The sequence below is a fragment of the Butyrivibrio sp. YAB3001 genome (assembly GCF_900112195.1).
GTDB lineage: Bacteria > Bacillota > Clostridia > Lachnospirales > Lachnospiraceae > Butyrivibrio.
The window spans coordinates 1-25,587 of record NZ_FOKR01000005.1; the positions used below are offsets into that span (position 1 = coordinate 1).

General features: G+C 40.0%; 18 protein-coding genes. 3 read left to right on the top strand and 15 right to left on the bottom strand.

What is annotated here, in order from left to right; genetic code table 11:
- Window positions 1-309: 309 nt before the first annotated feature.
- Entirely contained in the window at window positions 310-975 is a 666-nt protein-coding gene (locus tag BM086_RS06920; protein WP_092325199.1) for an Rpn family recombination-promoting nuclease/putative transposase, read from the bottom strand.
- A 349-nt stretch (window positions 976-1,324) separates the two neighbouring features.
- Between BM086_RS06920 and BM086_RS06925 the strand changes: the two genes are divergently transcribed.
- Window positions 1,325-2,875 (top strand): Na+/H+ antiporter NhaC family protein, encoded by a 1,551-nt coding sequence (locus BM086_RS06925; protein ID WP_092325201.1) that lies wholly within the window; start codon window positions 1,325-1,327, stop codon window positions 2,873-2,875.
- 265 nt (window positions 2,876-3,140) lie between these two features.
- Here BM086_RS06925 and BM086_RS06930 read toward each other — a convergent pair whose 3' ends face one another.
- From BM086_RS06930 to BM086_RS06945, 4 genes are read right to left on the bottom strand one after another with little or no spacing between them, the layout of a single operon-like run.
- The gene (locus BM086_RS06930; protein ID WP_092325203.1) at window positions 3,141-4,928 is read right to left on the bottom strand and encodes a sugar ABC transporter substrate-binding protein; all 1,788 of its coding nucleotides are present in this window, start codon (window positions 4,926-4,928) and stop codon (window positions 3,141-3,143) included.
- Window positions 4,929-4,985: 57 nt separating this feature from the next.
- Window positions 4,986-5,912, bottom strand: a complete 927-nt coding sequence (locus tag BM086_RS06935; RefSeq protein WP_092325480.1) for a carbohydrate ABC transporter permease — start codon at window positions 5,910-5,912, stop codon at window positions 4,986-4,988.
- 59 nt (window positions 5,913-5,971) lie between these two features.
- Window positions 5,972-6,880 carry an ABC transporter permease subunit gene (locus tag BM086_RS06940; RefSeq protein WP_242952139.1) on the bottom strand — a complete coding sequence of 303 codons (909 nt, stop codon included), beginning with the start codon at window positions 6,878-6,880 and terminating at the stop codon, window positions 5,972-5,974.
- An 18-nt stretch (window positions 6,881-6,898) separates the two neighbouring features.
- Window positions 6,899-7,948, bottom strand: coding sequence for a LacI family DNA-binding transcriptional regulator (locus tag BM086_RS06945; protein WP_092325205.1), 1,050 nt, complete (start codon window positions 7,946-7,948; stop codon window positions 6,899-6,901).
- Between the two features lie 305 nt (window positions 7,949-8,253).
- Between BM086_RS06945 and BM086_RS06950 the strand changes: the two genes are divergently transcribed.
- A complete protein-coding gene (locus BM086_RS06950) occupies window positions 8,254-10,257 on the top strand; it encodes a right-handed parallel beta-helix repeat-containing protein (protein WP_092325207.1) in 2,004 nt (667 codons plus the stop codon).
- A gap of 181 nt (window positions 10,258-10,438) precedes the next feature.
- Here the strand turns inward: BM086_RS06950 and pflB are convergent, their stop codons facing one another.
- The 8 genes from pflB to BM086_RS06990 form a co-directional block, all read right to left on the bottom strand.
- Complete coding sequence (gene pflB / locus BM086_RS06955) at window positions 10,439-12,703, bottom strand: formate C-acetyltransferase (RefSeq protein ID WP_092325209.1); 2,265 nt, start codon at window positions 12,701-12,703, stop codon at window positions 10,439-10,441.
- Between the two features lie 200 nt (window positions 12,704-12,903).
- Window positions 12,904-13,635, bottom strand: a complete 732-nt coding sequence (pflA, locus tag BM086_RS06960; RefSeq protein WP_092325211.1) for a pyruvate formate-lyase-activating protein — start codon at window positions 13,633-13,635, stop codon at window positions 12,904-12,906.
- Window positions 13,636-13,770: 135 nt separating this feature from the next.
- The gene (locus BM086_RS06965) at window positions 13,771-14,553 is read right to left on the bottom strand and encodes a Crp/Fnr family transcriptional regulator (protein WP_092325213.1); all 783 of its coding nucleotides are present in this window, start codon (window positions 14,551-14,553) and stop codon (window positions 13,771-13,773) included.
- A 125-nt stretch (window positions 14,554-14,678) separates the two neighbouring features.
- The gene (locus BM086_RS06970; RefSeq protein ID WP_092325215.1) at window positions 14,679-15,236 is read right to left on the bottom strand and encodes an NUDIX hydrolase; all 558 of its coding nucleotides are present in this window, start codon (window positions 15,234-15,236) and stop codon (window positions 14,679-14,681) included.
- Window positions 15,237-15,266: 30 nt separating this feature from the next.
- Complete coding sequence (locus BM086_RS06975; protein ID WP_092325217.1) at window positions 15,267-16,421, bottom strand: serine hydrolase domain-containing protein; 1,155 nt, start codon at window positions 16,419-16,421, stop codon at window positions 15,267-15,269.
- Between the two features lie 74 nt (window positions 16,422-16,495).
- Window positions 16,496-18,289 carry a Na/Pi cotransporter family protein gene (locus BM086_RS06980; RefSeq protein WP_092325219.1) on the bottom strand — a complete coding sequence of 598 codons (1,794 nt, stop codon included), beginning with the start codon at window positions 18,287-18,289 and terminating at the stop codon, window positions 16,496-16,498.
- A gap of 131 nt (window positions 18,290-18,420) precedes the next feature.
- Window positions 18,421-19,356 (bottom strand): GNAT family N-acetyltransferase, encoded by a 936-nt coding sequence (locus BM086_RS06985; RefSeq protein WP_092325220.1) that lies wholly within the window; start codon window positions 19,354-19,356, stop codon window positions 18,421-18,423.
- Window positions 19,357-19,591: 235 nt separating this feature from the next.
- Complete coding sequence (locus tag BM086_RS06990) at window positions 19,592-20,623, bottom strand: HD-GYP domain-containing protein (protein WP_092325222.1); 1,032 nt, start codon at window positions 20,621-20,623, stop codon at window positions 19,592-19,594.
- A gap of 268 nt (window positions 20,624-20,891) precedes the next feature.
- Here BM086_RS06990 and BM086_RS06995 point away from each other — a divergent pair, with 268 nt between their 5' ends.
- Complete coding sequence (locus BM086_RS06995) at window positions 20,892-21,479, top strand: Hpt domain-containing protein (protein WP_092325224.1); 588 nt, start codon at window positions 20,892-20,894, stop codon at window positions 21,477-21,479.
- Between the two features lie 104 nt (window positions 21,480-21,583).
- Here the strand turns inward: BM086_RS06995 and BM086_RS07000 are convergent, their stop codons facing one another.
- On the bottom strand, window positions 21,584-22,888 hold the full coding sequence (locus BM086_RS07000; RefSeq protein ID WP_175560149.1) for an ABC transporter substrate-binding protein: 1,305 nt from the start codon (window positions 22,886-22,888) through the stop codon (window positions 21,584-21,586).
- Window positions 22,889-22,905: 17 nt separating this feature from the next.
- Complete coding sequence (locus BM086_RS07005; protein WP_242952140.1) at window positions 22,906-25,401, bottom strand: response regulator; 2,496 nt, start codon at window positions 25,399-25,401, stop codon at window positions 22,906-22,908.
- Between the last annotated feature and the right edge of the window lie 186 nt (window positions 25,402-25,587).

Consider the following 25,587-nt stretch of genomic DNA (forward strand, 5'->3'; position numbering starts at 1 on the left):
TTTCTGTGCTGTAATAAACCATCTTTAGGTGTCCATTCAACTGGATTTCATACAAGTTTCTACCGTCCATGAAATGGGATTGTATACATGCTTAGTCTGTACACAAATATGGGTTTTTACCTTCTATACAATGTCCATTGTCCAGAATCATTCCCCTCATCCAGTTGTCCAGAATCAGGGATTTTACCCCTTTGACATTGTATGTAAATGTGGATCCATCAAGCAGTTTTACAGTTCATCATAACATCGTTTGATGCAGACTGAACTTTTATTCCCTTTGTCTTAAATGTCCACCTTATAGGGTACATTTTATTCCTTTTCTCTCTTCATATCGTTTATGTAATTATCATCATTTTGGCGCTTTATAAATTCAAGGACATCTCCGAGTTCAGAACTAAACTTAGTGAAATCCTCTATATCATGTGGATCTATGAGTTTTAAGTTATAGTCATCAATCCACTCATTTATTCTGGGATCAGTATCAATCATCATCTCTGAAAGCTTACGCGGACCATCCCACTTATCCTTGCTCCAGTTAATGACAAGTGTTATCACTGGCTTTATTTTATCCGCCTTAGTAAATCCTGATAGAAACTCAGCATTTCCTGATACTTTTCCTTCTTTTCTATTCTGCTTAGCTATTGCTGCAACCTGAGCCGAATAGCAAAGAGCGTCATACAAAAGATTCCTTACAACCATTGCATAATGAATATCGGACTGATTCTCTACTCCAATAATCACATATGTTGTGTTTTTGTCACTTTTTATTGTAACCCGCTTTACAATATCTCGAATCTTCTGTGTTGAAAAAAGCCTATCATACTTATGTATTATGGCTTCTTCGTTTACATCTTCCGTATCAAGATTTTCCGGAAGGACCACTTTTTCGCCATCAAACATAAAAAAATTGATAGCATCAGAAAAATGTTCATTCTCTGACATATAGTCGTGTGAAACTGTATTTTTGTTACCCATTCTTTCTCCTTAATTATAAAATCGTACAAATTCCCTTTCAAGGCGTTTTTATCTTGTAAAAATACTTCTTAATTTGGGGATTTCACAGCAAGATTAAAGTGTTCTGTGCTTGTTCATATTCGATTGAGTATGAGCCAGACACTACATTAGCTGCTTTTGCTCCGAACGGAGCATATAAAAGATATCACAATTATTCTCAACAGGCAACAAGTTCACACAAAGTTCATCACATTTGCAATTTGGATTATGATAGTTATCTTTTCCTCAAATATGATACAATGAATTAAATGTATATTTATTCAAATAATATTCACCAAATACCTTAATCTTACTATCAAGGAGGCTCTACATGTTTATAGGTAATTTCTGGTCACTTCTACCGGCGCTCATTGCAATCGCACTTGCGCTCATCACCAAAGAGGTTTATTCATCGCTCTTCATAGGAATAGTTGTTGGTGGACTTCTGTATTCAGGCTTTAGTTTTACGGGGACAATACAACATGTTTTCGTAGACGGAATGATTGCTCAGCTTGCTGATTCCTGGAATGTGGGAATATTGATATTCCTTGTTGTTCTCGGAAGTATGGTAATGCTCATGAACAGGGCAGGCGGATCTGCTGCCTTTGGAAAATGGGCTGTAACCCATGTCAAGACAAAAGAAGGAGCACAGATTGCCACTATCCTTCTCGGAGTTCTTATTTTCATCGATGATTATTTCAACTGTCTTACTGTTGGTTCTGTAATGAAGCCACTTACTGACAAACACAAGATTTCAAGAGAAAAGCTTGCATACTTGATAGATGCTACTGCTGCTCCTGTCTGCATTATTGCTCCGATTTCTTCCTGGGCTGCAGCTGTAACAGGTTTTGTGGATGGTGCCAACGGACTTACTCTTTTCATCCGTGCAATCCCTTATAACTTCTATGCTTTCCTTACCTTAGCAATGATGCTTACACTTACTTTTACGAAATTTGATTATGGCCCAATGAAAAAAGCTGAAGCAGCCATCAAAGCAAAAGACATTTCTGCTTCAGATATAGATAATGATAAAACCAAGAACAGTCTTACAGGTTCAGTTGACCAGCCACATCCTCCCGTTTCCACTAAAGGTAAAGTTATTCACCTGGTTCTTCCTATTTTTACACTTATCTTCTGCTGTATTATCGGTATGATCTATACAGGTGGTTTCTTTGAAGGAAGTAGCTTTATCGATGCTTTTTCTGCTTCTGATGCCTCTGTTGGACTTGTTTACGGATCAGTGATTGCACTTATTATCACAATTATCTTTTACCTTATAACAAAGGTTCTTAGCTTTGAAGAATGCATGAATTCAATTCCAGAAGGATTCAAGAGTATGGTTCCAGCCATTCTGGTTCTTACCTTTGCATGGACGTTAAAATCCATGACCGACTCTCTTGGCGCTGCATCTTATGTTGCAGGACTTGTAGAAAATGTCGCAGGAAACAACGCACTTATGAGTTCACTTCCGGCTCTTGTATTTATTGTTGGAGCATTCCTTGCATTCGCAACTGGAACAAGCTGGGGAACTTTCGGAATCCTTATTCCTATCGTAGTAAATGTCTTTGATGCCAACCTCGGAAATGAACTTATGATTATTTCAATCTCTGCATGTATGGCAGGTGCTGTTTGCGGAGACCATTGCTCACCTATTTCAGATACAACCATCATGGCAAGTGCAGGCGCTGAATGTAAGCATATTAATCACGTTTCAACTCAGCTTCCATATGCTATGACTGCTGCATTTATTTCTTTCTTCGCATACTTGCTCGCAGGACTTGTAAGAGACTGGAGAATATGCCTCCCTGCCGGAATCGTACTTATGGTTGTGTATATTCTTATCATTAAGAAATTTGGATTGTTCGGATCGAAAGAGGCATAATCTATTTTTGTTTTATACAATCCGGACAAGATATTCATACAGAGCATAGAACGTGATTCAACTAATGAAATTGCTTTTATACAGAAATGCATTCTCATTACACAGAATAAGTTCTATATTCCAGCATCATATAATCTTTTTCAACATTATTTTCATAGATAAATCAATTCTCTATAGAACATTAAATCAAACACTTGCATAAACAATGCGCTGCTACATCTTTCAACATAGCAGCGCATTTTCTTTTTACATATTATTTTTATTCTTATTTAGCATTCTTTCTTGCTTCAAGCATAGGCTGATATTTCTCTGTATCAAATGCTACAAGGTCATTCCAGCCAAGTCCTTCAAGCTGAGTTGTCATTGCATCCCACTGAGCTTCGAAATCAGCATCGTCTTTTGCAAATACCATTCTCCAGGAAGCGTCCTTAATTGTATCGCCGCACTGTTTACGGATAAGGCTGATATCTGTTGTGTCGATTTCAAGTGCCATGTTGATACTAGGAACAACTGTCATCATGTTGTTCTTCTTGAGGTATTCAACGTCATCTGCTGAACCAAACTTATCTGTCCATTCCTTAGTTGTCTTTGTCTGGTTCATCTCGATTGTTGTTGCCCACATATCTGATGCATATGGCTCGCCTGTGTTAGGGTTGATATCGCAAGAAGCTACGATCCACTGGTTGATCTGGTTGTTACCATCGTTCCAGTTTCCGCCACCCATTTCTTCAGGAACTAAAACTTCTGCTGAGAATCTGTTGAGACCATCTTCTGTAAGTGTGTATTTGCCGTTCTCGATAGTATATGTGAGGCCTTCTGTTCCTGCGTGCTGGATAAGAACTCCCTCAGGAGAAGCGTACCAGTCAAGGAATTCCATAAGTCTTGCAAAGTTCTCATCTGAAACCTGTGAACCAACTGCGATTACACGGCCGTCACCATAATATGTATCTGATGTCTGGTAGAGGTTTGTATCTGCTACAGGGATCTCAACATAGTTTGTTCCCTCTTCGCCCTTTGCAGGAGAGTTCCAGAATCCATACTGCCAGCTGTACCAGAAGAGATAAACTCTCTTATCCTGCATCTTGGAAACCATTGAGTTCCAATCCTGTGTTGCTGAGTCAGGATCTACAAGGCCCATCTGGTTTGCTTTGTAGAAGAAGTTGAGCATCTTGTAATATGCGCCTGCTTTGTCTGTAAGTGGAGCAATTGAGTTATCTGTTCCGATCATTACTGATCCGTTAACTTCCTGTCCATACCACTTTGTAAGCTGTGCTACGTTCTCCATGAACTGGCTATCCCAGTCTTTCCAAAGGCTGATTGCATATGCAGGGTCGCCCTTGTCGTTTGTAGGATGTGCCTTCTGAATATCAGCAAGACATGTAAGAAGATCATCAAGGTTCTTAAGCTCAGGAGCTCCTACTTCATTGTACATATCCCATCCCATACGAGGATATGAATAAACGTGAAGCTGTTTATATTCTGTAGGTCCATTGTTGTTCATCTCAAGAGGAATTGCATAAATCTTTGTTCCGTCGCCCATCATAGAGTTGAACTGCTTGATCTGAGGCATGAATTTTGCAATATTTGGATACTGCTCAATAACATCTGTAAGATCATGTACAAGTCCAGATTCGATACATTCCTGCATATCTGCGTTATCAAGGATAATAAGATCACCAAGGTTTCCTGCTGCGCAGCGTGTCTGGTAAAGAGCTGCTCCGTCACCTGAAACCTGAGGTGCGATGATGTTAAGGTCAAGATTGAATTTATCTTTTACAATCTTTCCATACCATCCGGACTGAACGCCCTGGAAGTTAGCTGCAACATTGTAGAAATCAACTGTATACTCGGTGTCATGACTAACTTCTGCCGGAGCTGCCGCTGTATCGCCGCCAGTTGAATCTGTTGTGGTCTCTGTCTTTGTCTCTGTTTTAGATTCTGTCTTTGTTTCTGTTCCCCCGGTTGTGCCTGCATCTGTACTTCCACATCCGGCCAGAACTGATGCTGCCATCATTGTAGATAATGCCAGAGAAGCAATTTTCTTAAACTTCATTTCATTTCCTCCTTTTTTATATAGCTCGCTATATTAACCCCTTGCGGGGGTGTAACCTCAACCTTTAACTGCCCCGATCATGATTCCCTTTACAAAGTATTTCTGGAAAATCGGATATACTAGCATGATCGGTAGAACTACAATAACTGTTATTGTCATACGAACACTTGTAGTCGTCTGAGATGTAGCAGCTGCTGCCGCAAGTGACGATGTACTTGTCGTGCTCTGAGCCAGTGAAGCAAGTGAACTTGCCTGATTCAGGTACTGGTAAAGCACGAACTGTAGTGGATAAAGCTTTGTATCAGTCATAAGAAGAAGTGTATCCTGGAAAGCGTTCCACTGGCTTACAGCCGAGAAAATCGCAACTGTCGCCATGATAGGCTTGATTACAGGAATAATAACTCTGAAGAATACAGTTAGTACGCCTGCTCCATCCATTTCCGCCGCTTCCTGAAGTTCTTTTGGCACTGATTCAACGAATGTCTTGGTAAGAATAAGGTTGAACGGTGAAACGATAGCCGGCAAAATATATCCCCAAAAGTTATTGGTAAGATGCATGCTCTTCATAACGAGATACCATGGAATGATACCTGCGTTGAAATACATAGTTGCCACAATAAGTCTGTACCAGAATTTTCTCATCCACATCTTATCCTGAGTGAACATGAATCCAAGATAAGCTGAAGCAAATACTGTAAATCCTGTTCCAAGCACTGTTCTTAAAAGTGATATCTTTAGAGCCTGAAAAAGACCGTCAATCCTGAACGCCGATATGTAATTATGGAAATGTACTCCTTTTGGCCAGAAAAGGATATCTCCCTTGGCACTTAAGTCATTGGCACTTATTGTATTTATCAATATGTAGTAAAAAGGATAAAGGCATAAGAATGCAGCTATCGTAAAAATGATATAGCATACTATTTCCAAAGCGCGATCGCCTGCACTAACCTGTATCTTAGACTTTTTTGCTTTTTCTTTACTCATTTTTTCCCCCGGTAAAAACTCCGTCTCTGAATTTATAACGCTGATCGCTGCTGTATCCATCACAGAATACTCTCCCCTCTGATAACCTTGGACGCGCCATTAACTATTACAAGAAGCACAACACTGACAAGACTCTTAAGCATACTGATCGCAACTGATACTGAATATCCGCCGCTTCCCATTGCCATGTTGTAAACGTAAAGATCAAGCACCTGTATGAATTCCTTATTAAATGCGTTCTGGAATACGTAGTACTGTTCCATTCCGTTATTGAGGAAGTTTGCTACATTGATTACCAGAAGAACAAAGTATGTAGGTAAAAGAGATGGAATTGTAATGTGCCAGATTATCTGCATTCTGGTCGCACCATCTACTCTTGCTGCCTGTATAAGCTCATCATCAATACTTGAAATAGCTGCAATGTACATGATTGCTGCCCATCCAAGATTCTTCCATGTCAGCCAGAGCCACTGAGTGAACCAAACGTGCTCAGACTGCTGTAGGAAAAGAATAGGCTGCTGGATAAGACCTGCTTTCATCAGAAGTGAGTTCATCATACCTGTGCTGTTAAAAAGAGCAAATGCAATTGAGTAAACCATAACCCAGCTCACAAAGTTTGGAAGTGTAGTTACAGTCTGCACAAATTTGCGGAACTTCACCCCTCTTATCTCATTGAGAAATACAGCAAAGATCATAGGAAGCCAGCTTGTTCCAAGAGTAAGTCCGCTCATCGCAAAGGTGTTTTTAAGAACCTGTATGATCTGCTGAACCTTAACCTGACTGCTGACCAGTGAAACAAACCATTTAAATCCTACAAACTGGCTGTTTGCCAATGTTTTCGGCGGTTTGTAATCATAAAATGCATACATCCATCCGTAAAGCGGGTAATAACAGAATAAAAGAACCAGAACTATAAATGGCAAGACCATTAAGAATAATTGAAATGAATAAACCTTTTTCTTTGACACTTTTTCCCCTCCCTTTTTTCACTCCTGCGCTATTGATTCTCTTATGATCATTCTGCAGGGCATCTTTATTACTTCCGGCTTATCACTCTCACACTGATCCCCATCAGTGTTTTCAAGTCTATCAAGTAATAATTCTGCTGATTTTTTACCTATCTGCCTAAGCGGAAGCTCCATGGTTGTCAGCTTTGGCCTGAAAAAAGCAGATATGGATTCATTATCAAAACCTGCAACAGAAATGTCTTTTCCTATCTTTTTTCCATTTTCATATAGAAAATCATAAATTCCTCCGGTCATTTGATCCGATATTCCAAAAAGAGCTGTAACCTCCTGTTTCATAAGCTCTTTTGCCCCGTCATATCCTGATTCTCTTGACCAGTCCCCATAATATATAAGCTTTGGATCAACTAAAATCCCTTTTTCAAACAGTGCTCTCTGATACCCCATCAGACGCTGAGCCGTATGGATATTGTCGATTCGTCCCCCAACAAATCCTATCCGTTTATGCCCATGTTCTATAAGATACGAGACAATATCATGTGCACCTTTCTCATCATCTATCACAACTGATGGTATTTCTTTTGATTCCGAATATGCATAACACATCACCACCGGAATGTCATAACCTTTATTGAAGGTCTTAATAATTCGCGCATGTCCTGCAACATATATGATTCCATCAACCTGCGCCGATAAAACTTCTTTTACAACCGGGTCTGTTACCGAGCGATACTCATTTTCCCTTCCATACCAGGTATCCTGCCATCTGTCATAGAGACGAAGATTGTGGATCACTACCCTGTAATCCATCTTTTCACAGGTCTCCATAATACTCTCGATGATAGGCGGCGATGTGAACTGTGCAAGGTCTTCTGCTATTATTGCAATCGACCTGCTCCTTTTACTTCGCAGCCCTTTGGCAATTATGTTGGGCTTGTATCCGGTTTCTTTAATCACCTGCAATATCCGGTTTTTCGTCTCTTCACTGGTCTTTGCTTTCCCATTTATGACGTTTGATACTGTAGTTGCAGAGACACCGCATGTTTCTGCAATTTCCTTTAGGGTTACCATTCTGTCTCCTTGTGATTAAATTATAAATGGTAAATCGTTAAACTAGCTTAAATATAATCTATCACCGATGTAATTGTCAATATTATTTGTAAATTTGTATATTAAATACAAACTATTCCATTTTCTTTTATGCAATTTTCCTTTGACAAAGAAATATTTAAACAATACTATGGTATATAGTTACTAAATTAGCAAATTTTATGTTTTTCAAACATATTATCACGCAAAACACGCTGAATACGTACTGTTAATCGTTTAACTATTTTCTATGTTTCGTATTCAGTTTTTCAAAATGGAGGATCAATATGATTTACTATGTAAATGCTGCCTCATTCAGAGACGGCGACGGAACTATCGAAAGACCTTTTAAACACATAAATGATGCCGCAAAGCTTGCCGTTGCAGGCGATGAGGTCATTGTTAAAAGCGGTGTTTACAGAGAACATGTTATTCCTGTAAATTCCGGAACCAAGGATGCTCCTATAGTTTATCGCTCAGAAGAGCCTCTTGGAGCAGTCATTACCGGAGCAGAGCCTGTAAGTGGCTGGACAAAGGTCAAGGGAACAACATGGAGCATTCGCATCACTAATTCTCTCTTTGGCAGCTATAACCCATATATTGAGCGGGTTTACGGCGACTGGTATTTTTCTCCGATAATAAGGCATACCGGTTCAGTTTTCATAAATGACAATATGATGTATGAAGCATCTTCCCTGGAAGAATGCCAGAAAGGAAAAGGGGATCCGCTCGCCTGGGATCAGGATGCTGCTAAATATTTGTGGTATACAGAGCAGGATGAAGATTCTAACGAAACCATCATTTATGCTAATTTCCATGACTTTGATCCCAATAAAGAAAAAGTCGAGATAAGCGTAAGGCGAAATGTCTTTATGCCTACCAAAAATCATGTGGATTACATTACAGTAAGTGGTTTTAACATCAACAAAGCTGCTACCACATGGGCTCCTCCTGCTGCCTATCAGGATGGTATGATAGGACCACACTGGAGTAAGGGCTGGATAATTGAGGACTGCGAAGTTTACGGCAGTCGCTGCTGCGGCATTTCATTGGGCAAATATTATGATGCTGAAAACGATATGTATTTCACCAAGAATCATGTAAAGAGTCCGACACAGATGGAGCGCGATGCCGTATGCAGAGGTCAGTATCATGGTTGGTTAAAAGAAAAAGTCGGACACCATATTGTCCGTCGCTGTCATGTTCATCACTGCGAGCAGACCGGTATTGTCGGTAGAATGGGCGCAGTATTCTCAACAATCGAGGACTGCGATATTCATGACATCTGCACTTCTCAGCAGCTTGGCGGCGCTGAAACAGCCGGAATTAAGTTACACGCCGGAATTGATGTTACAATCAGACGCAACCACATTCATAACTGTATTATGGGCGTCTGGCTCGACTGGGAGGCACAGGGTGCAAGAGTAACTCAGAACTTTATGCATGATAACTACAGGCACAATGGCCTAAAACAGGCTCCCGGCGCAATGTTCTCTACAGATGTATTTATTGAAGTAGGTCATGGGCCAACACTTATTGACAACAACATTCTTCTTTCACCGGTTGCTATAACTATTCCAAGTGAAGGAATTGCTGTTATTAACAATTTGATTCTTGGTTCTTTCAGCCTTATAAACTCTGGAGTTGACAGCATTGTTAACGGTCAGCGTGAACCAAGATACACACCTTATCACATCCGTCACAGGACTGAAGTTGCCGGCTTTATGACAATTCTTCATGGTGATGACAGAATTTACAACAATATTTTTGTTCAGCAGTATCCTGTTTCTGATAAAAAGAAGACTGCTGCCGATTCAGACTATGAAGTTGTGGGAACCGCTCCATTCGATATCTTCCCAACTTACAAAGAATGGATAAGCCAGTTTGATTTTAATAAGAATCCAGATATGGGAGCTCTTGCAGAGGCGCACTTTGGCCACCTACCTGTATGGATTTCCGGAAACGCTTACTTTAACGGCGCAACTGTTTTCAAGAACGAAGAAACAAACCTTGTCAATAAAAAGAGTAAGATTACAGTTGATATTGTTGAGAAAAAGGATGGTTTCTATCTGAAAACTAATCTTAATAAAGGACTTAGCGATTTCCTTTGCGGCATAATTTCAACAGAAACCCTTGGAAAAGCTTTTGAGCCTGAGCAGAAATTCGAAAATCCTGACGGAACACCAATCGTCTTTGACCGTGATTTCTTTGGAAACCACAGAAATACAGCTTCCATTCCCGGACCTTTTGCAGAGCCCATTGAAAAAGAAATACTCATATGGAAGAAATAATTTGATTTTAATTTGCCCACTTGTTAAGCGCCCGATGCACAAAACCGCTGTGCACCGGGCGCTTATTTTTGTAATATGAATACCTATTCTATAAAAAGGATGCAAAAGATAATCTCTTATCTTCTACATCCTTCTTATTTATATATTTAATTTAGAAATGACAAGCTTAAACCGTTACAGATCAAAGTGCCTCGTGGCATGTACGAGCGATAACGTCAAGCTGCTGTTCCTTAGTAAGGTTGATGAACTTAACAGCATATCCTGATACACGGATAGTGAAGTTAGCATACTCAGGCTTATCAGGATGCTCCATAGCATCGATGAGCTTCTCCTTACCAAATACATTAACGTTAAGGTGGTGTGAACCCTGATCGAAGTATCCATCAAGAACGCTAACAAGTTTGTTTGCTCTCTCTACATCATCATGACCAAGAGCGTTAGGGTTCATTGTCTGTGTATTTGAAATTCCATCAAGAGCATACTCATAAGGAATCTTAGCAACAGAGTTAAGTGAAGCAAGAAGTCCGTTCTTTTCTGCGCCGTATGATGGTGATGCACCAGGTGCAAATGAAGCAAATGCAGGTCTTCCATCAGGTGTAGCACCTGTAGCCTTACCATAAACAACGTTTGATGTGATTGTAAGGATTGATGTTGTAGGCTCTGAATCACGGTATGTGTGGTGCTTCTCAATCTTCTTCATGAATGTCTTAAGGAGCCATACAGCGATCTCATCTGCTCTCTCATCATCGTTACCGTATCTTGGGAAGTCTCCCTCAACCTTGTAATCTACAACAAGGCCAGACTCATCACGGATTGTTGAAACCTTAGCATACTTGATAGCTGAAAGTGAATCTACAACGTGTGAGAAACCTGCGATACCTGTAGCGAATGTACGTCTTACGTTTGTATCGATAAGAGCCATCTCAGCTGCTTCATAGTAGTACTTATCATGCATGTACTGGATAAGGTTGAGGATATTTACATAAAGTCCTGCAAGCCAATCCATCATGATGTCATATTTGTGCATAACTTCGTTATAATCAAGAACCTCTGATGTAATAGGTGCCATCTCAGGTCCTACCTGCATGTGCTTGCCGTCCTTTGTAAGGAACTTCTCATCCTTACCGCCGTTGATAGCGTAAAGGAGACACTTAGCAAGGTTAGCTCTAGCTCCGAAGAACTGCATTTCTTTACCAGTCTGTGTAGCAGATACGCAGCAGCAGATGCTGTAGTCATCGCCCCAGATAGGTCTCATAACATCATCGTTCTCGTACTGGATTGAAGATGTTGTAACAGAAATCTTAGCAGCATACTTCTTGAATGTAGCTGGAAGCTTTGATGTATAAAGAACTGTAAGGTTAGGTTCAGGTGAAGGTCCCATGTTCTCAAGTGTGTGGAGGAATCTGAAGTCGTTCTTTGTAACCATGTGACGACCATCCATACCAAGTCCACCAACTTCAAGAGTTGCCCAAACTGGATCTCCTGAGAAAAGGTTGTTGTATGAAGGAATACGTGCGAACTTAACCATTCTGAACTTCATTGTCATGTGGTCGATAAGTTCCTGAGCCTCAGCTTCTGTAAGTGTTCCCTCTTTAATATCTCTTTCGATATAGATATCAAGGAATGTTGATACACGACCAACAGACATAGCAGCACCGTTCTGAGTCTTGATAGCTGCAAGATATCCAAAGTAAAGCCACTGAACAGCTTCTTTTGCGTTCTTAGCAGGCTGTGAAATATCAAATCCGTAAACAGCAGCCATTTCCTTCATTCCCTTGAGAGCTCTAACCTGCTCAGAGATTTCTTCTCTCTGACGAATGATGTGGTCAAGCATTGTGCCGTCGCCGCAGTTGTTGTAATCTTCCTGCTTCTTCTTGATGAGGTAATCGATACCGTAAAGAGCTACTCTTCTGTAGTCGCCTACGATACGTCCACGTCCGTATGTATCTGGAAGACCTGTTACGATGTGGCTGTGTCTTGCAGCTCTCATCTCAGGTGTGTAAGCATCAAATACTGCCTGGTTGTGTGTCTTGTGGTACTCTGTAAAGATCTTGTGGAACTTCTCATTTACCTTGTATCCGTATGTCTCAGCAGCTTCTTCAGCCATCTTGATTCCGCCGTAAGGCATGAATGCTCTCTTAAGAGGCTTGTCAGTCTGAAGACCAACGATCTGCTCAAGATCCTTCATTGATTCATCGATATATCCAGGGCCATAAGCTGTAAGACTTGAAACAACCTCAGTCTCGCACTCAAGAACGCCACCCTTTTCACGTTCCTGCTTCTGAAGCTCCTGTAACTTGCCCCAGAGCTTGTTTGTAGCATCTGTAGCATCAGCAAGGAAGCTCTCATCACCATCATATGGTGTGTAGTTATTCTGGATGAAGTCTCTTACGTTAACATCATCAAGCCAGTGGGTTCCTTTAAAACCTCTCCATGCTTCGTTCATAATATATACTCCTCTCGTATATCGTAAAATGATTTGTTAATTATTTATCATATAAATGACTCACGATGGATATGATACCAAAAGAAAAAATCCCAAACATTGATTGTAATCAAGTTTGAGATTTTTTTCACAAAAAATTACGATAAAATATTTCAATAACCAAACGCCATATATAAATTCATAGGCAAACAATTTAATAATTAAGCTTCTCCACGAAGTATCCTAGTAGCATTATCAACTCGTTCCTTCGTAGGTGACTGAACTCCTTCAAGCTGATATGGGATTCCAAGCGCCTCAAATTTGTGCTGTCCCATGGAATGATAAGGAAGGACTTCTATTTTCTGAACATTAGAAAGTTTCTCAATAAAACTTCTTGTCTTTTTCAGATAATCATCATTGTCTGTAATTCCCGGCACAAGCACGTGACGAATCCAGATTGGCTTTCCAATCTCAGATAAATACATCATGCCATCCTGAATGTTTTCATTTGGAAGTCCCGTCAGTTTGATGTGTTCTTCTCTGTCTATATGCTTGATATCTACTAAAAGAAGGTCTGTGTATTTCATCAATTCTTCTAATTTGGAGAAAAATGGTTCGCTCCTGTCAAAAGGCTGAAGTGCTGTATCTATGCAGGTATTGATGCCTCTTTCTTTTGCCTTCTTAAAAAATTCAATAAGAAAATCAATCTGAAGAAGTGGCTCACCTCCACTTACTGTGATACCACCTTCTTCTCCCCAGTATCCGCGATATCTTTCTGCAAAATCCAAGAGTTCATCTGCAGTGCGCATATCCTCTGAATTAGGATCCCAGGTATCTGCATTATGACAATACTTACACCTTAATTTACATCCCTTCAAAAAAACTATAAATCTAATGCCGGGTCCATCAACTGAACCAAAAGTTTCTATACTGTGTATTGCTCCTTTTATCATCAAAACCTCTCTTTCAAAACATTAACCTTCACACAAACTAAACATTCATTATTACACGAAAACCACAATTTCATTTAATAATACATATTTTTAATTCTCTTTTCCGTGTAAATGCTAATAAAATCAATTCACAAATCATTGAGAAATATATATTTCCCTTAATGCATCCCTGTCAAGAACCTTTATCCTTGCATGGCCGCGTCTTTCTATAAGACCGAGTTTTTCAAGTTCCCTTAGCTTACGACTCACCGTCTCCATCCTTAGATTAACACTTGCCGCGATGTCGTCGAGTTTTAATACTATATCATCTTCCACGCTTCTGTCTACTCTGTACATCAAAAAACCTGCCAGCCTTGCCATAGGATCTTTGGTGGAAAGCAGCATATTTCTTTCATTTGCATCATGAAGTTTTTTGCTGAGCATGATGATAATGTTCATAGCTGCAGAAGGATCATCGACAACCTTAATGAAATCATCTCTGTGTATCTGGCAAATAGAAGCATTTGTCAGGCATATTGCCGAATAAGGATAAATACTACCATCCAGAAACATGCCTTCCCAGATAATATCGTGGTCCGCCAGAATTGTGATGATCTGCTCTCTTCCAAGTGAATCATAGCGGCACAGCTTAATCCTGCCTTTTCGTATAATACAGATAGAATCAACAGGTTCCCCTTCTCTGAAAAGATAACTGTTTTTCTTTAAATTTTCATGAACGGAATGCTCCATCAGGCTAACCTGCGCATTTACAGGAAGTCCTTCGATAAGCGGCACGCTTTCCGTGCAGAATCCACCACATTCCTCGCAAATATTAAGTCCAATGATTCCTCGCTTTAGTTCCTCAGCTTTGGACTGATTCTTATATATTCCTTTGTTTTCTCTTATATTATCCTGTGTAAAAATATCTATTTCTTCCATGTTTCAATTCATTTAACAACTTATATATAAACTACTTTGTACCAAAAATATAATGATTTTTCCTTAAACCTTGCATCACTTGTATTGAATATCGGCATATATAATCATCATGATCAGCTATATCATTATTTTGACCACAAGTAGCAATACGCCTGAGTTCTTGCCGCAAACGGTTCTGTCTTAAGAAGCTTTCTTACCTGCTCCTTAGTGTACCAGCCCGGTTCTATTTCTTCCAATGTCGAACTACTCTTTGCAAACTCGCCTGTTGCTGTTCCAACGCAGCACACATTTTTTTCATTTGAAAAGCCTACTGCGCTGTAGCTTTCACCAATCCAGTCCTCAATGCTTACAAGATCAAGCCCTGTCTCTTCCTTAAGCTCACGCCTTGCGCTTTCCTGCGGTTCTTCGCCCGGATCAATAAGTCCTGCCGGAAAGTTATAAACCCATGCTCCCGCCGCCATTCTAAACTCCTTGTTAATAAGAATCTTTTCACCGGTCTCATCGTGCATTATCAAAACAACAGCATCAACTTTCTTATTGTGAATATCATCAAATGTCTTGAGTTCATGATTTCTGCTGATTATCTCATAGACCTTGTCCTTGTCATCTTCTGTCTTGTAATGAAGGTCGTAACGGGTTATGAATTTCCCCTGCTCCTTCTTTTCCAAATATTCGAATTTCATTATAATCCCACCTCTTATGAGCTGTTTTTATCAAATCGCGCCATACACTATCTGTCGCATCGCTCTGATGAAACTATAGTCACAGCCGCCCTCTATCTGCTGCATATAGATCATGATAAGTTCTTCAGCCGGATCAACAAACATGTATGTTCCTGCCTTGCCGTCGCCGCTGCATTCTCCAATGCTTCCGTTTGAGGCTGCCATAGCCGGATCTGTAAGAACTCTGAAATAATTACCATAGTTATATCCTGCAGCGCCTTCAATATCAAAAGACTGTAACTGCTGTGCATTAAGCTGTGGCATTGTCATATAGGCGAGCGTTCTTTTGCCTATAAGCTCTTTTCCATGATATGAACCTTTATTCAAGAGCATCTGTCCAAAATGTGCAAGATCATTTGCTGTGGAATAAAGTCCAGAGCCTCCCATTTCAAACCACGCAGTCGCTGTGGGAGTCTCCATTTCAAGACGCCTTTTTACATCTTCTTCCGCTCTGACAACTTTACCGGATTTATCAGATCTGTATAGAACTGCCTGTCTAAAGGCCTTACTATCGTCAATCTTAAAGCCTGTATCTTCCATATTCAGATGGGAAAAGACTTCTTTTCTCAAAAAATCAGAATAATTCTTTCCTGTAATTACTTCTATAACACCTGCCATTATATCTGCAGAATGACCATCTCTAAAACCAGTTCCCGGTTCGAAGGCAAGGTATCCTTCAGCAAGCTTATTACATACATCCACATTAGTTTTCAAAATGCCAGATTGTCTCTGGATTTTGGCTTCTTTGTAAACTCTTCCCATGGATCTCTCAGCTTCACCAAAATCTCCGGAATAAACAATTCCGGAAGTCATGTTAAGAAGATCCTTTACCAGAATCGGATTTGTTGCTTTTGTGATTCCCTCAGGCGATGCCACTTTGCAATCTGCAAAGGCCGGAAGATAATCTGATACTTTGCTCCAAAGGTCCAGTTCTCCGCGCTCATATAAGATCATTGATGCCAAAGAAGTCACAAGCTTGGTCATCCCAAAAATCTTATATATGCTGTCCTCACGGTCGGGTTCGTAATGATTCTCATAAACCCTTTTTCCTTTATGTTCAACAACTATTGTTGCTCCCTGTAATTTTCCTTTCTCACGCCTGTCCTCTATAAGTGTATCAAGTCTGGCAAGCTTTCTGCTGTTCATTTCTTGTCTTTTCCCTTCTAAAATACTTATCAAACACGAAAACTGTGAGAGTATTATCCCCCACAGTTTTGTAATCAGAATTTAACTGATGGCAGTTCATATTTCTTTTCATAAAAGCTGACTGCCTGTTCAAAGCCCTCTTTCTTATTGGCTTTCAATGTCTCTATATAACCATGCGCATCATACATATCGTCGTTCACTTCAATGATTCCAACGGCTATATTACTGCAATGATCCGCAATTCTCTCATAATCAGTTCCGATATCGCTAAGGTCAAATCCCTGCTCAATCGTACATTTTCCTTTTCGAAGTCTTCTGACATGGCGCCTCTTAACTTCCATGTTGATGCCATCAATAGTCTCTTCCAGAGGTTCAATTGTTTTGGCAAGGTTTACATCCTGATTTTCAAATGACTGTATCGCAAGGCTCATTATTTCTTTTACAGCATCTGCGAATATATCCATCTCAGTCTGCGCCTTAGGAGAAAAAGTTCTATTATTTTCTGACATGCCCTTGGCCTTCTCCATAATATTAAGCGCATGATCACTGATTCTTTCATAGTCTGTTATACAATGCAGCAAAAGAGAAAGCGTGTGACTGTCTTCTTCAGCCAGATGGTGAGAGTTTATCTTCATCAGATATGTTCCAAGCTGGTCTTCATATCTGTCTATCTTTCTCTCTAAATATTCAACTTCATCGGCGATTTCCTGATCATATTCCGTAATAAGTCCAATTGCCTTAACAAGCGAATCCTGTGACATGTTAGCCATTTCAATAGCTGCCTGCCTAGCCTGTTCAAGAGCAAATGGTGGATTTGACAAAAATCTTGGATCCAATGTTCTGATTCCCTGCTGCTCTTCCTGCTCCTTCTTTTCCTTCTCATCAATAGGAATCGTCTTAAGTGCAAGTTCAACCAAAAAGCTTGCAAAAGGCAACATAAGCGGAGTTGCAACAAGATTTATAAGCGTATGAATACCGGCAATGCCCACCATTCCAATCTCATCATTCATAAATGCGAAGTGAACCACCGCATTCAGAGCATAGAAGATTATCATGAAAAGAGATGCCTTGATAATGTTAAAGTACAGATGCATTAGAGCAGTTCTTTTACCATTCTTGTTAGCGCCAAGTGAGGAAAGAATCGCTGTAATACAGGTACCAACCTCTGCGCCTACAACCACAGGAATTGCCATGCTGTATTTGATCTTTACAGATAAGGACAATGCCTGCAATACACCGATGGTTCCTGCAGAGCTCTGAATGACCATAGTAAAGATGATACCTACCATAAAGCCAATGATAGGATTACTAAAAGTTGTTAAAAAAGCTTTGAATGAATCAATTTCCTTAAGCGGAGATACCGCGCTTGACATTGTTGTCATTCCAAACATCAATACTGAGAAGCCAAGCAAAATAGTTCCAACGTTTTTCTTTTTCTCACTCTTGGCAAACATATAAAAACTGATACCAAGAAGCGCCAAAAAAGGAGTAAAGGAAGCCGGCTTCAAAAGGTTTATGATAAAGTTATCACTGCTGATTGCGTTTAAGGAAAGGAGCCAGGCTGTAAATGTTGTACCAAGATTAGCACCAAGAATGACGCTGACAGCCTGCTTAAGAGTCATAATGCCTGAATTAACAAGACCTACAACCATTACGGTCGACGCTGATGACGATTGAACCAGTGCTGTAACACCAACTCCAAATAGATATGCGATAAACGGATGCTTGGTTACATTTGCAAGAGTGCTCTCAAGCTTTCCTCCAGCCATCTTGGTCAATCCGCCACTCATGACATTCATGCCATAAAGGAACATAGCAAGACCACCTACTAACCCCGCAACCAAGCTGAACATTTCGATTGAATTCATTTCACCTCCATATAGACACTCTCCCTTAAGAGCTATTCCTCATGCTCTTCGTGTCTATTACTGTTTTTCTTCTTCGTGTTACAGCTATATATTACAGTATTAACCTAAAAAAAACCATAAAAAAATTAAGTTTACTTCTTAAAGCTCTTATAAAATCTGATATATTCGCCGTAATGAGCCTCGCTAAACCTTACACTATCGGTCTCTGCGTCTTTAATATACTCACGACCGTATATATTTTCTTCTACAGACACCGTTCCCGTTTGAACAAATCCGAGTTTTTGGCAAATATGGATTGAAACCTCGTTTTCTTTTTTCACAAGTGCCTGAACCTGATCTAAAAGAAGGACTTCTTTTCCATATTCAAGGATTGCGCTGCAAGCCTCATACGCATAGCCCTGATTTTGAAATTCTTTTCCTATCAAAAATCCGAGTTCTATTTCATCAAAACCATTTCTTACAGAATACCCGGCTCTTCCGATTATCCTGCCATCTTCCCGCCTTACAATTGTCCATATCCCAAAGCCCATAAGACCGTATACTTTTTCAATATAGTCTCTCTGATACCTTTTTTCATCCTCCGGATTCTCAAAAAGACCTTCCATATACTTTGTCATTTCAGGATCCTGATATAATTTGTAGAACTCATCCACATCATCCAAAGTTGTCTCTCTGATAAGAAGGCGCTCCGTCATTATCACATCCCAGGGCTCGCCGGCGCTTCGCTGATATATCTTAACAAAAGAATCTATATCCACTTCGTCAATTTCTTCGAGTACATATTTTATCCCATTAAACTGTTCTTTAGGATTTCCTCCATGGCGCACTCCTGCGCAGTAAAAGCCATTAGCGATAAGTCTCTGTGCATCCTTGTCCGAATCAGTGATGACCAGCGTATTATGTTTGGAAGCTTCATCCTGCTTATCAAAAAAGCTCCCTCCGGCGCAGTGAATGCCGGACTCATACCCGTTTTCCTTTATATACTGGGCAGTACTTTCCATCTGACCGCGTACAGTAACATCTGTTATTGTTTTTTCGCTAAGTGAAAAATAAACATTATTTAGCACTGTTTTTATCCTCTAAAAATGAATTATGAGTTAGAAAATGTTCTCATCGAACCTGAATAAAATGCTTGCTTATATCAAAACGTCTTAAAACACATGCCATATTTACATTGTAAAAGCCCTGCAACTATAATTGCAAGGCTTATTTCTGTTACTGTTCATTTGACATCAGCTTGCTTACTCTCACTCTGCTAATTCGCAGATTCATTCGCTATCAGCTTGCTTTACTCTAACTCTGCTAATTCGTTGGTTCATTCATCGGCTTATCTCTCATACGGTAATCTTTGTCCTCATCAATCATACCCAGCATAATATCCGCAAACTTCGGATCAAACTGACTTCCCTTGCCTTTTTCTATCTCACTTCTGACCTTTTCCTGAGGAAGGGCGCCTCTATAGCTTCGGTTACTTGCCATGGCATCATAAGCATCAGCTACCGCGATTATTCTTGCTTCTTCAGGTATATCATCTCCGGCAAGTCCTTCCGGATATCCTCTTCCATCATATCTTTCATGGTGCCATTTAGCTCCGGCAGCAAGCTCTGGCATCTCTTTGATATTACTAAGAATCTTTCCGCCTATCGCCGGATGCTTTTTAATACAGGCAAACTCTTCATCCGTAAGCCTTCCCGGCTTATTTATTACTTCATCGGGCACACCTATCTTTCCAACATCATGGAGAAGTCCCATCATGAATATCTTCTCCTGCCTCTTCTCATCATAACCATATCTTGCCGCTATCTCTTTTGAATAATCTGCCACTCTACCCGAATGACCATTTGTATATTTATCCTTGGCGTCAATAGCATCTGCAAGACACTCAACGACATGCAGGAAAAGAAGTTCATTTTCTTTCGTTTTCTCATCTACCATGCTCTCGAGGTCACGCTGAAGCCCGATGAGTTCTACTGCATGCTTGACTCTCAGCACAAGAACACTGGCCACAAACGGTTTTCTGATAAAGTCCATCGCACCAAGAGAAAGACCTTTTGTCTCAGTATCCTCGTCCTCATCAGCAGTCAAAAAGATAACCGGAGTGTCTTTCCAGGCAGCTTTGCTCTTTTGAAGTTCGTTAATCACTTCAAATCCGTCCATCTCAGGCATGTTGATATCCATAAGGATGAGATCCGGAGCCAGATTATCCTTTACATGTTCCAAAAGAGCTTTCCCGGACTTGAAAACAACCACCTTAAAACCTGCATCAGTAAGGGTGTTCCAGGTTTTCTTTAAGATTATGGGGTCATCATCAACAACTATGATCTGTGGAACCATTTTCACCTCCAAAAAGACGTCAACGTTCACTGAATATCAAAACAATCTATTTATTATTTCATAGGCATGCAGATCAATTTCCAATGTAATTAGAAATAAATTCAGAGATTCACATAATTAATGATATCTTAATTGCGTTTATTCATCAACTTAATAGTAGTATACTATTCAAAGTATTAAATATAATGAATTCTTTTTCTCACGAAATGCGCATTTTCTGTCTGAACGGTAACAATATAATCAAGTATTACATGGAGGACTACTATTAATGAACTATAACATCCCAGGTATTGATATAGAAAAAGCCATAAAAAACTCCGGGTCTGAAGAACTTTTCAAAGAACTTCTCAGTGATGTATACAAACTCATGGATGAGAAAAGTAATCTGACAGAAACCTACCTAAAAGAAAAGGACCTCAAAAACTTCACCATTCAGGTTCATTCCCTTAAAACCACCTGCCGCATGATCGGCGCCATAGATCTTGGAGAGGAGTTCTTTACTCTCGAAAAGCTTGGTAAAGAAAGCAATCTGGAGCAGCTCGAAAAACTAACCCCTGGGGTTTTAAGTTCTTTTATAGTCTTAAAGCCTTATCTTGAGCCTTTTTTCTCAGATAGTAAAAACAGCGGAGCAAAGAACAGCTTCGATAAAGATGCTATTTCTGCTATCTTAAACAAGCTCATCGCTGCAATCGATGACTTTGACCTTGGCGCTGCAGAAGAATCAGCAAAGCAGCTCTTTTCCTATGAATGTAATGAAGAATTGTCAGGAAAGCTTCAAGCCTTGGATAAGCTCATTTCTAATCTCGATTATGATGAGGCAAAAGAGTTAACCAGGGAAATACTGGATAATCTTTAATAAACAACAAATGCTTCTACCTATGCCATAAGGTCACGAAAGGACGCTCAGTTATTAGCTTAAATTACTGGCACGCACTTTAAGCAGTATTTCCAGGTTCATCTTCACTTCCCGGATATTGTCCCGTAGCCTGCAACCGCTTCATCCACAGTCATTTTTCCGTTTATTACAGCATAGGCTGCTGCCCTGAACTCTTTTACCGCAGTATCAAGAATTTCTGTATCACTAAAGTTGATTGTCCTATCCTCAGGAAAACCTGACAGTGAAGCATATACCTCATCAAGAGAATAATCCTTAGTCGGGGTTATAAGCCTTTTTTCCTGAGCCATAAGTCCAAGTTCCTTTTCACTGGTAAGGAACCTTATGAATTCATTAGTCATGTCAAGATTCTCACTGTTCTTATTTACACAGAATAAAATTGACATGGAATCCATATAATATCCGCCCTTATCTCCTGAAGGCGCCACATAGAAATCATACTTGAACGGATTTTCCGTAAAAGCTTCAGATTTACTCTCACGCTTTTTTGTTCCGGAAACAACATCCCCGGAGCAGAGCATCATAGGAACATCGCCTTCAAAAAATCGCATGATCACTGCATTATAATCATCCTCGATTTCTGCTGCGCACTTGTCTACATCTATGCATCCGCTGTCCACAAACTCTTTTAATCTGGTGAGCGATTCTCTCATTGTTTCACCCGCAGAAGGCACAAGATTATTCAGATCATTTTCTATACTTCTGTCATCTTTTACCGCCTTCGCAAACATGGGATATGCAAAAGCATAGCCAATTCCCGGCGTAGTATTTGTATTGGCTCCCATGACAGGTGAATCATATCCTGCTGCCTTGAGTTTCTCACAGGCTTGTTTCAATTCCTCAAAGGTCTTTGGCACCTTCAGATTTTCTTTTTCAAAAATATCCATGTTGACAAGCATTCCATAAGAGGTCGCAAATATCGGGAGTGTCAGTATTTCTCCATTATTCATTTCCCATCTGACTCCGGGGCGGATGCAGTCCAGATCAATCTTAAGTTCAGGGTCAGAGAGGACCTCCGCACTATCAAACACAGAACCCAATTGTGCATCGCCATACATCCATGGCTTTACAAAATAGATATCAGGCGGCTCCTGTCCTGCCAAGGCCTGCTCTATCGTATTCGAATAATCGTCAAGATAAGTGTACTGAATCTCACCCTTTGGATAGTGCTCATAGAATCTTTCAAGGGCACTTTCCAATGACTCAAAATTAGAATAAGTGCCGACTATACTCAGCTTATACTCAGTATCTGATGAGTATTTTGGAGCAAACTCCTTACTTCCATTACTGCCCTGCCCACATCCTGCAACGCCAAGTACCAGCATTACCACAAGAGCAGTAGAAACGATTTTCTTAACGCGTTCACTCATATTCTCGCCTCCTACCATCATTTGTCAAAAAACTCTTTTACCTGCGAAGTGATCTCGTCACGACTTATCTCTCTAAAATGACTTCGTATTATTTTTGATTCATCAAATTCGTTTGGCGATGTGCTCTCAAAGTCCATTAGTATAAGTTCTGCTTCATGTTTTTTCAAATAAGCTAAAGCCTGTTCCTCTGATTTAACCACCACCACGTTATCACTGTCATCCAGCCACTCCTTAACCTGTCTCAAGACTGTTACATCTTTATCTATCACTAAAACGGTATGTTTTATCTCAGCTTTTTTCTCTTCTTCAATGGTAGTATCTGTTACCTGCTCCACCAGATCAGGGGGAAGATACATAAGAAGCATACTTTCAAGTCTGCTTGTATCAATTGGCTTTGTCAGATAGTCATCAAATCCGGCATTTATATACATTTCACGCATTCCTGAGACGGCATTGGCAGTAAGACAGATAACAGGCGTCTTCTGATTTGGTGTATCCCTGCACGCCTTCATTTCCTTTATTGTCTCAATGCCATCCTTGTCCGGCATCATGTGATCCAGGAAAATGACGTCATATAGATTTCTTTTAAAAAGAACTATGCATGCATCACCGCTATCTGCAGTTTCAATCTGCATCTTCGTTTTACTGAGAAGGCTTACAAATACTTTAAGATTAATCTCGGTATCATCCACCACCAGTATCCTTGCTTTTGGTGCGTAAAACTTCACTCTGTACTGTTTTCTTTCACTAAGGAAGCGCTTAAAAGCTGCATCAAACTCTCCAAGCGGCTCCCACTTCACGACCTTTTGCTTTAGGTCAAAAGAAAATACTGAACCCTTTCCATATTCGCTCTCCACCTGAAACTTACTTCCCATCATATTAAGAAAGCTCTGGGCTATTGCCATTCCAAGCCCGGTACCTTCAATGTTACGATTTTTCTTTTCCTCGATTCTCTCAAAAGCCACAAATAGCTTATCAAGATCTTCCTTCTTAATTCCTATTCCCGTATCCTTTACGCTGACATGAAGTATCACGTGATCTTCGCTATCTTCACATTTGCTGCTTGATATTGAAAAAATAACACTACCTTCCTTAGTATATTTAACGGCATTTGAAAGGATATTGGTGATAACCTGCTTGATTCTTATTTCGTCGCCGTGCATTATTCTGGGGATGTTTCTATCCACATCAAGTTCGAAGGTAAGCCCCTTTTCCTCTGCCTTTCGCTGGACCATGTTCACAAGATCATTTAAAAGAGATACAAAGTTGTAATCCACATTTATGATTTCCATCTTGCCTGCTTCAATCTTGGAAAAATCTAGTATATCGTTGATGATTCCAAGAAGCGTATTTCCCGCAGTCCTGATGCTTTCAGCATACATTAGAGTTGAATCTTCATGGCTGTCTCTAAGGATCATTTCATTCATGCCGATTATGGCATTCATAGGTGTTCTAATATCATGAGACATAGTGGATAAGAAATGGGATTTCGCTTCATTTGCCTGATTTGCTGCCTCCGCCGCAACCGAAAGTTCGCGATTGAAACTAATCAGTATAAAAATGTTGAAGTGAAGCAGGATTATAAGACCTGCTGATACGATTCCCAGAAGTATCCAGTCTATTGACCTGTTAGCTGACAGTTCTTCTGCCGGAATATAAGCTACAAGAAACCATGAATCAAGCCCACTCAAAGGAGTATATGCTATTACGCTGTCCTCTTTCTTGGAATTTCGGATGTGCATGGAACCTATCCCTGTGCGGATTGTATCTACCACTTTGTTATATTCCTGAGTAGTCATGGGATTATAAGATTTGAAATATTCAAAGAAATTGCTGTTTTTTAAGGACTTTCCGTGAATCATATAGTCACCATCCCAGTCTATGATGGATATTTCCACATTTTCGTATTCACCCTTCAAAAAAACAAGCTTCTGCTCAAGACGGCTTACAGGTACCACACGGATGAGAAGCCCTTCTCTCAAAGCGCCTGTTTCACTGTCCAAAACCTTAACATTGTTCAAAAAAGCAATGGACTGCACGCCATTTAATGGATTGGTATAAGCCCTTGTCAGGTTTACCACACCATTTACGTTACTTATCTCAAGATTGTCAAAAATAGAAATATGAGAATATTTTACAGAATAATCCGATATATCAGTTGTACTGGGAGTAGTAGAGATTCCCGCCATAGAGCCATCATCAATGTAGATAAGATGCCCTGATATTTCAGGAGATATCTTAGCTTTTCTAATATATGATATAGCCTCGTCAATAGTCATTGGAGTTCCGGCCTCCGCTGACCTGTTGATATAGTTAGACCAGATATCGCACAGATGCTGCTCATCCTCCAGATAATTGGCGATGATCTGCTCTGTTGTGGTTGTCATCTTCTCAAAAGACGCAATCGAAGCATGGTTTGATTCTGCCGCCCTATCGTTTGCATATTTCACGATTATGAAAAGAATCAAACCTACTATCAATGTATTTATGATAATGATATATCTTTTCTTCAACCTGCATCCTCTGTAAAAATAACAAATCACATATCAATACAGATTAATTTTACCATTTGACGTAAATTTATATTGTAAAAAAAGTATAAAGGTATTCTGAATGGAAACACCTTTATACTTTCTCGAGTTCTTTTACAATGAAAAGATTCTTTCAATCTTTATTATCCTTAATTTTTTGCATACACC

Coding starts and splice junctions, on each gene's coding strand:
- BM086_RS06935 (WP_092325480.1), bottom strand. CDS start 5,912: ATGAGTAAAGAAAAAGCAAAAAAGTCTAAGATACAGGTTAGTGCAGGC.
- BM086_RS06945 (WP_092325205.1), bottom strand. CDS start 7,948: ATGGTAACCCTAAAGGAAATTGCAGAAACATGCGGTGTCTCTGCAACT.
- BM086_RS06980 (WP_092325219.1), bottom strand. CDS start 18,289: ATGAATTCAATCGAAATGTTCAGCTTGGTTGCGGGGTTAGTAGGTGGT.
- pflA (WP_092325211.1), bottom strand. CDS start 13,635: ATGATAAAAGGAGCAATACACAGTATAGAAACTTTTGGTTCAGTTGAT.
- BM086_RS06925 (WP_092325201.1), top strand. CDS start 1,325: ATGTTTATAGGTAATTTCTGGTCACTTCTACCGGCGCTCATTGCAATC.
- BM086_RS06920 (WP_092325199.1), bottom strand. CDS start 975: ATGGGTAACAAAAATACAGTTTCACACGACTATATGTCAGAGAATGAA.
- BM086_RS06965 (WP_092325213.1), bottom strand. CDS start 14,553: ATGGAAGAAATAGATATTTTTACACAGGATAATATAAGAGAAAACAAA.
- pflB (WP_092325209.1), bottom strand. CDS start 12,703: ATGAACGAAGCATGGAGAGGTTTTAAAGGAACCCACTGGCTTGATGAT.
- BM086_RS06995 (WP_092325224.1), top strand. CDS start 20,892: ATGAACTATAACATCCCAGGTATTGATATAGAAAAAGCCATAAAAAAC.
- BM086_RS07000 (WP_175560149.1), bottom strand. CDS start 22,888: ATGAGTGAACGCGTTAAGAAAATCGTTTCTACTGCTCTTGTGGTAATG.
- BM086_RS06975 (WP_092325217.1), bottom strand. CDS start 16,421: ATGAACAGCAGAAAGCTTGCCAGACTTGATACACTTATAGAGGACAGG.
- BM086_RS06990 (WP_092325222.1), bottom strand. CDS start 20,623: ATGGTTCCACAGATCATAGTTGTTGATGATGACCCCATAATCTTAAAG.
- BM086_RS06970 (WP_092325215.1), bottom strand. CDS start 15,236: ATGAAATTCGAATATTTGGAAAAGAAGGAGCAGGGGAAATTCATAACC.
- BM086_RS06950 (WP_092325207.1), top strand. CDS start 8,254: ATGATTTACTATGTAAATGCTGCCTCATTCAGAGACGGCGACGGAACT.
- BM086_RS06930 (WP_092325203.1), bottom strand. CDS start 4,928: ATGAAGTTTAAGAAAATTGCTTCTCTGGCATTATCTACAATGATGGCA.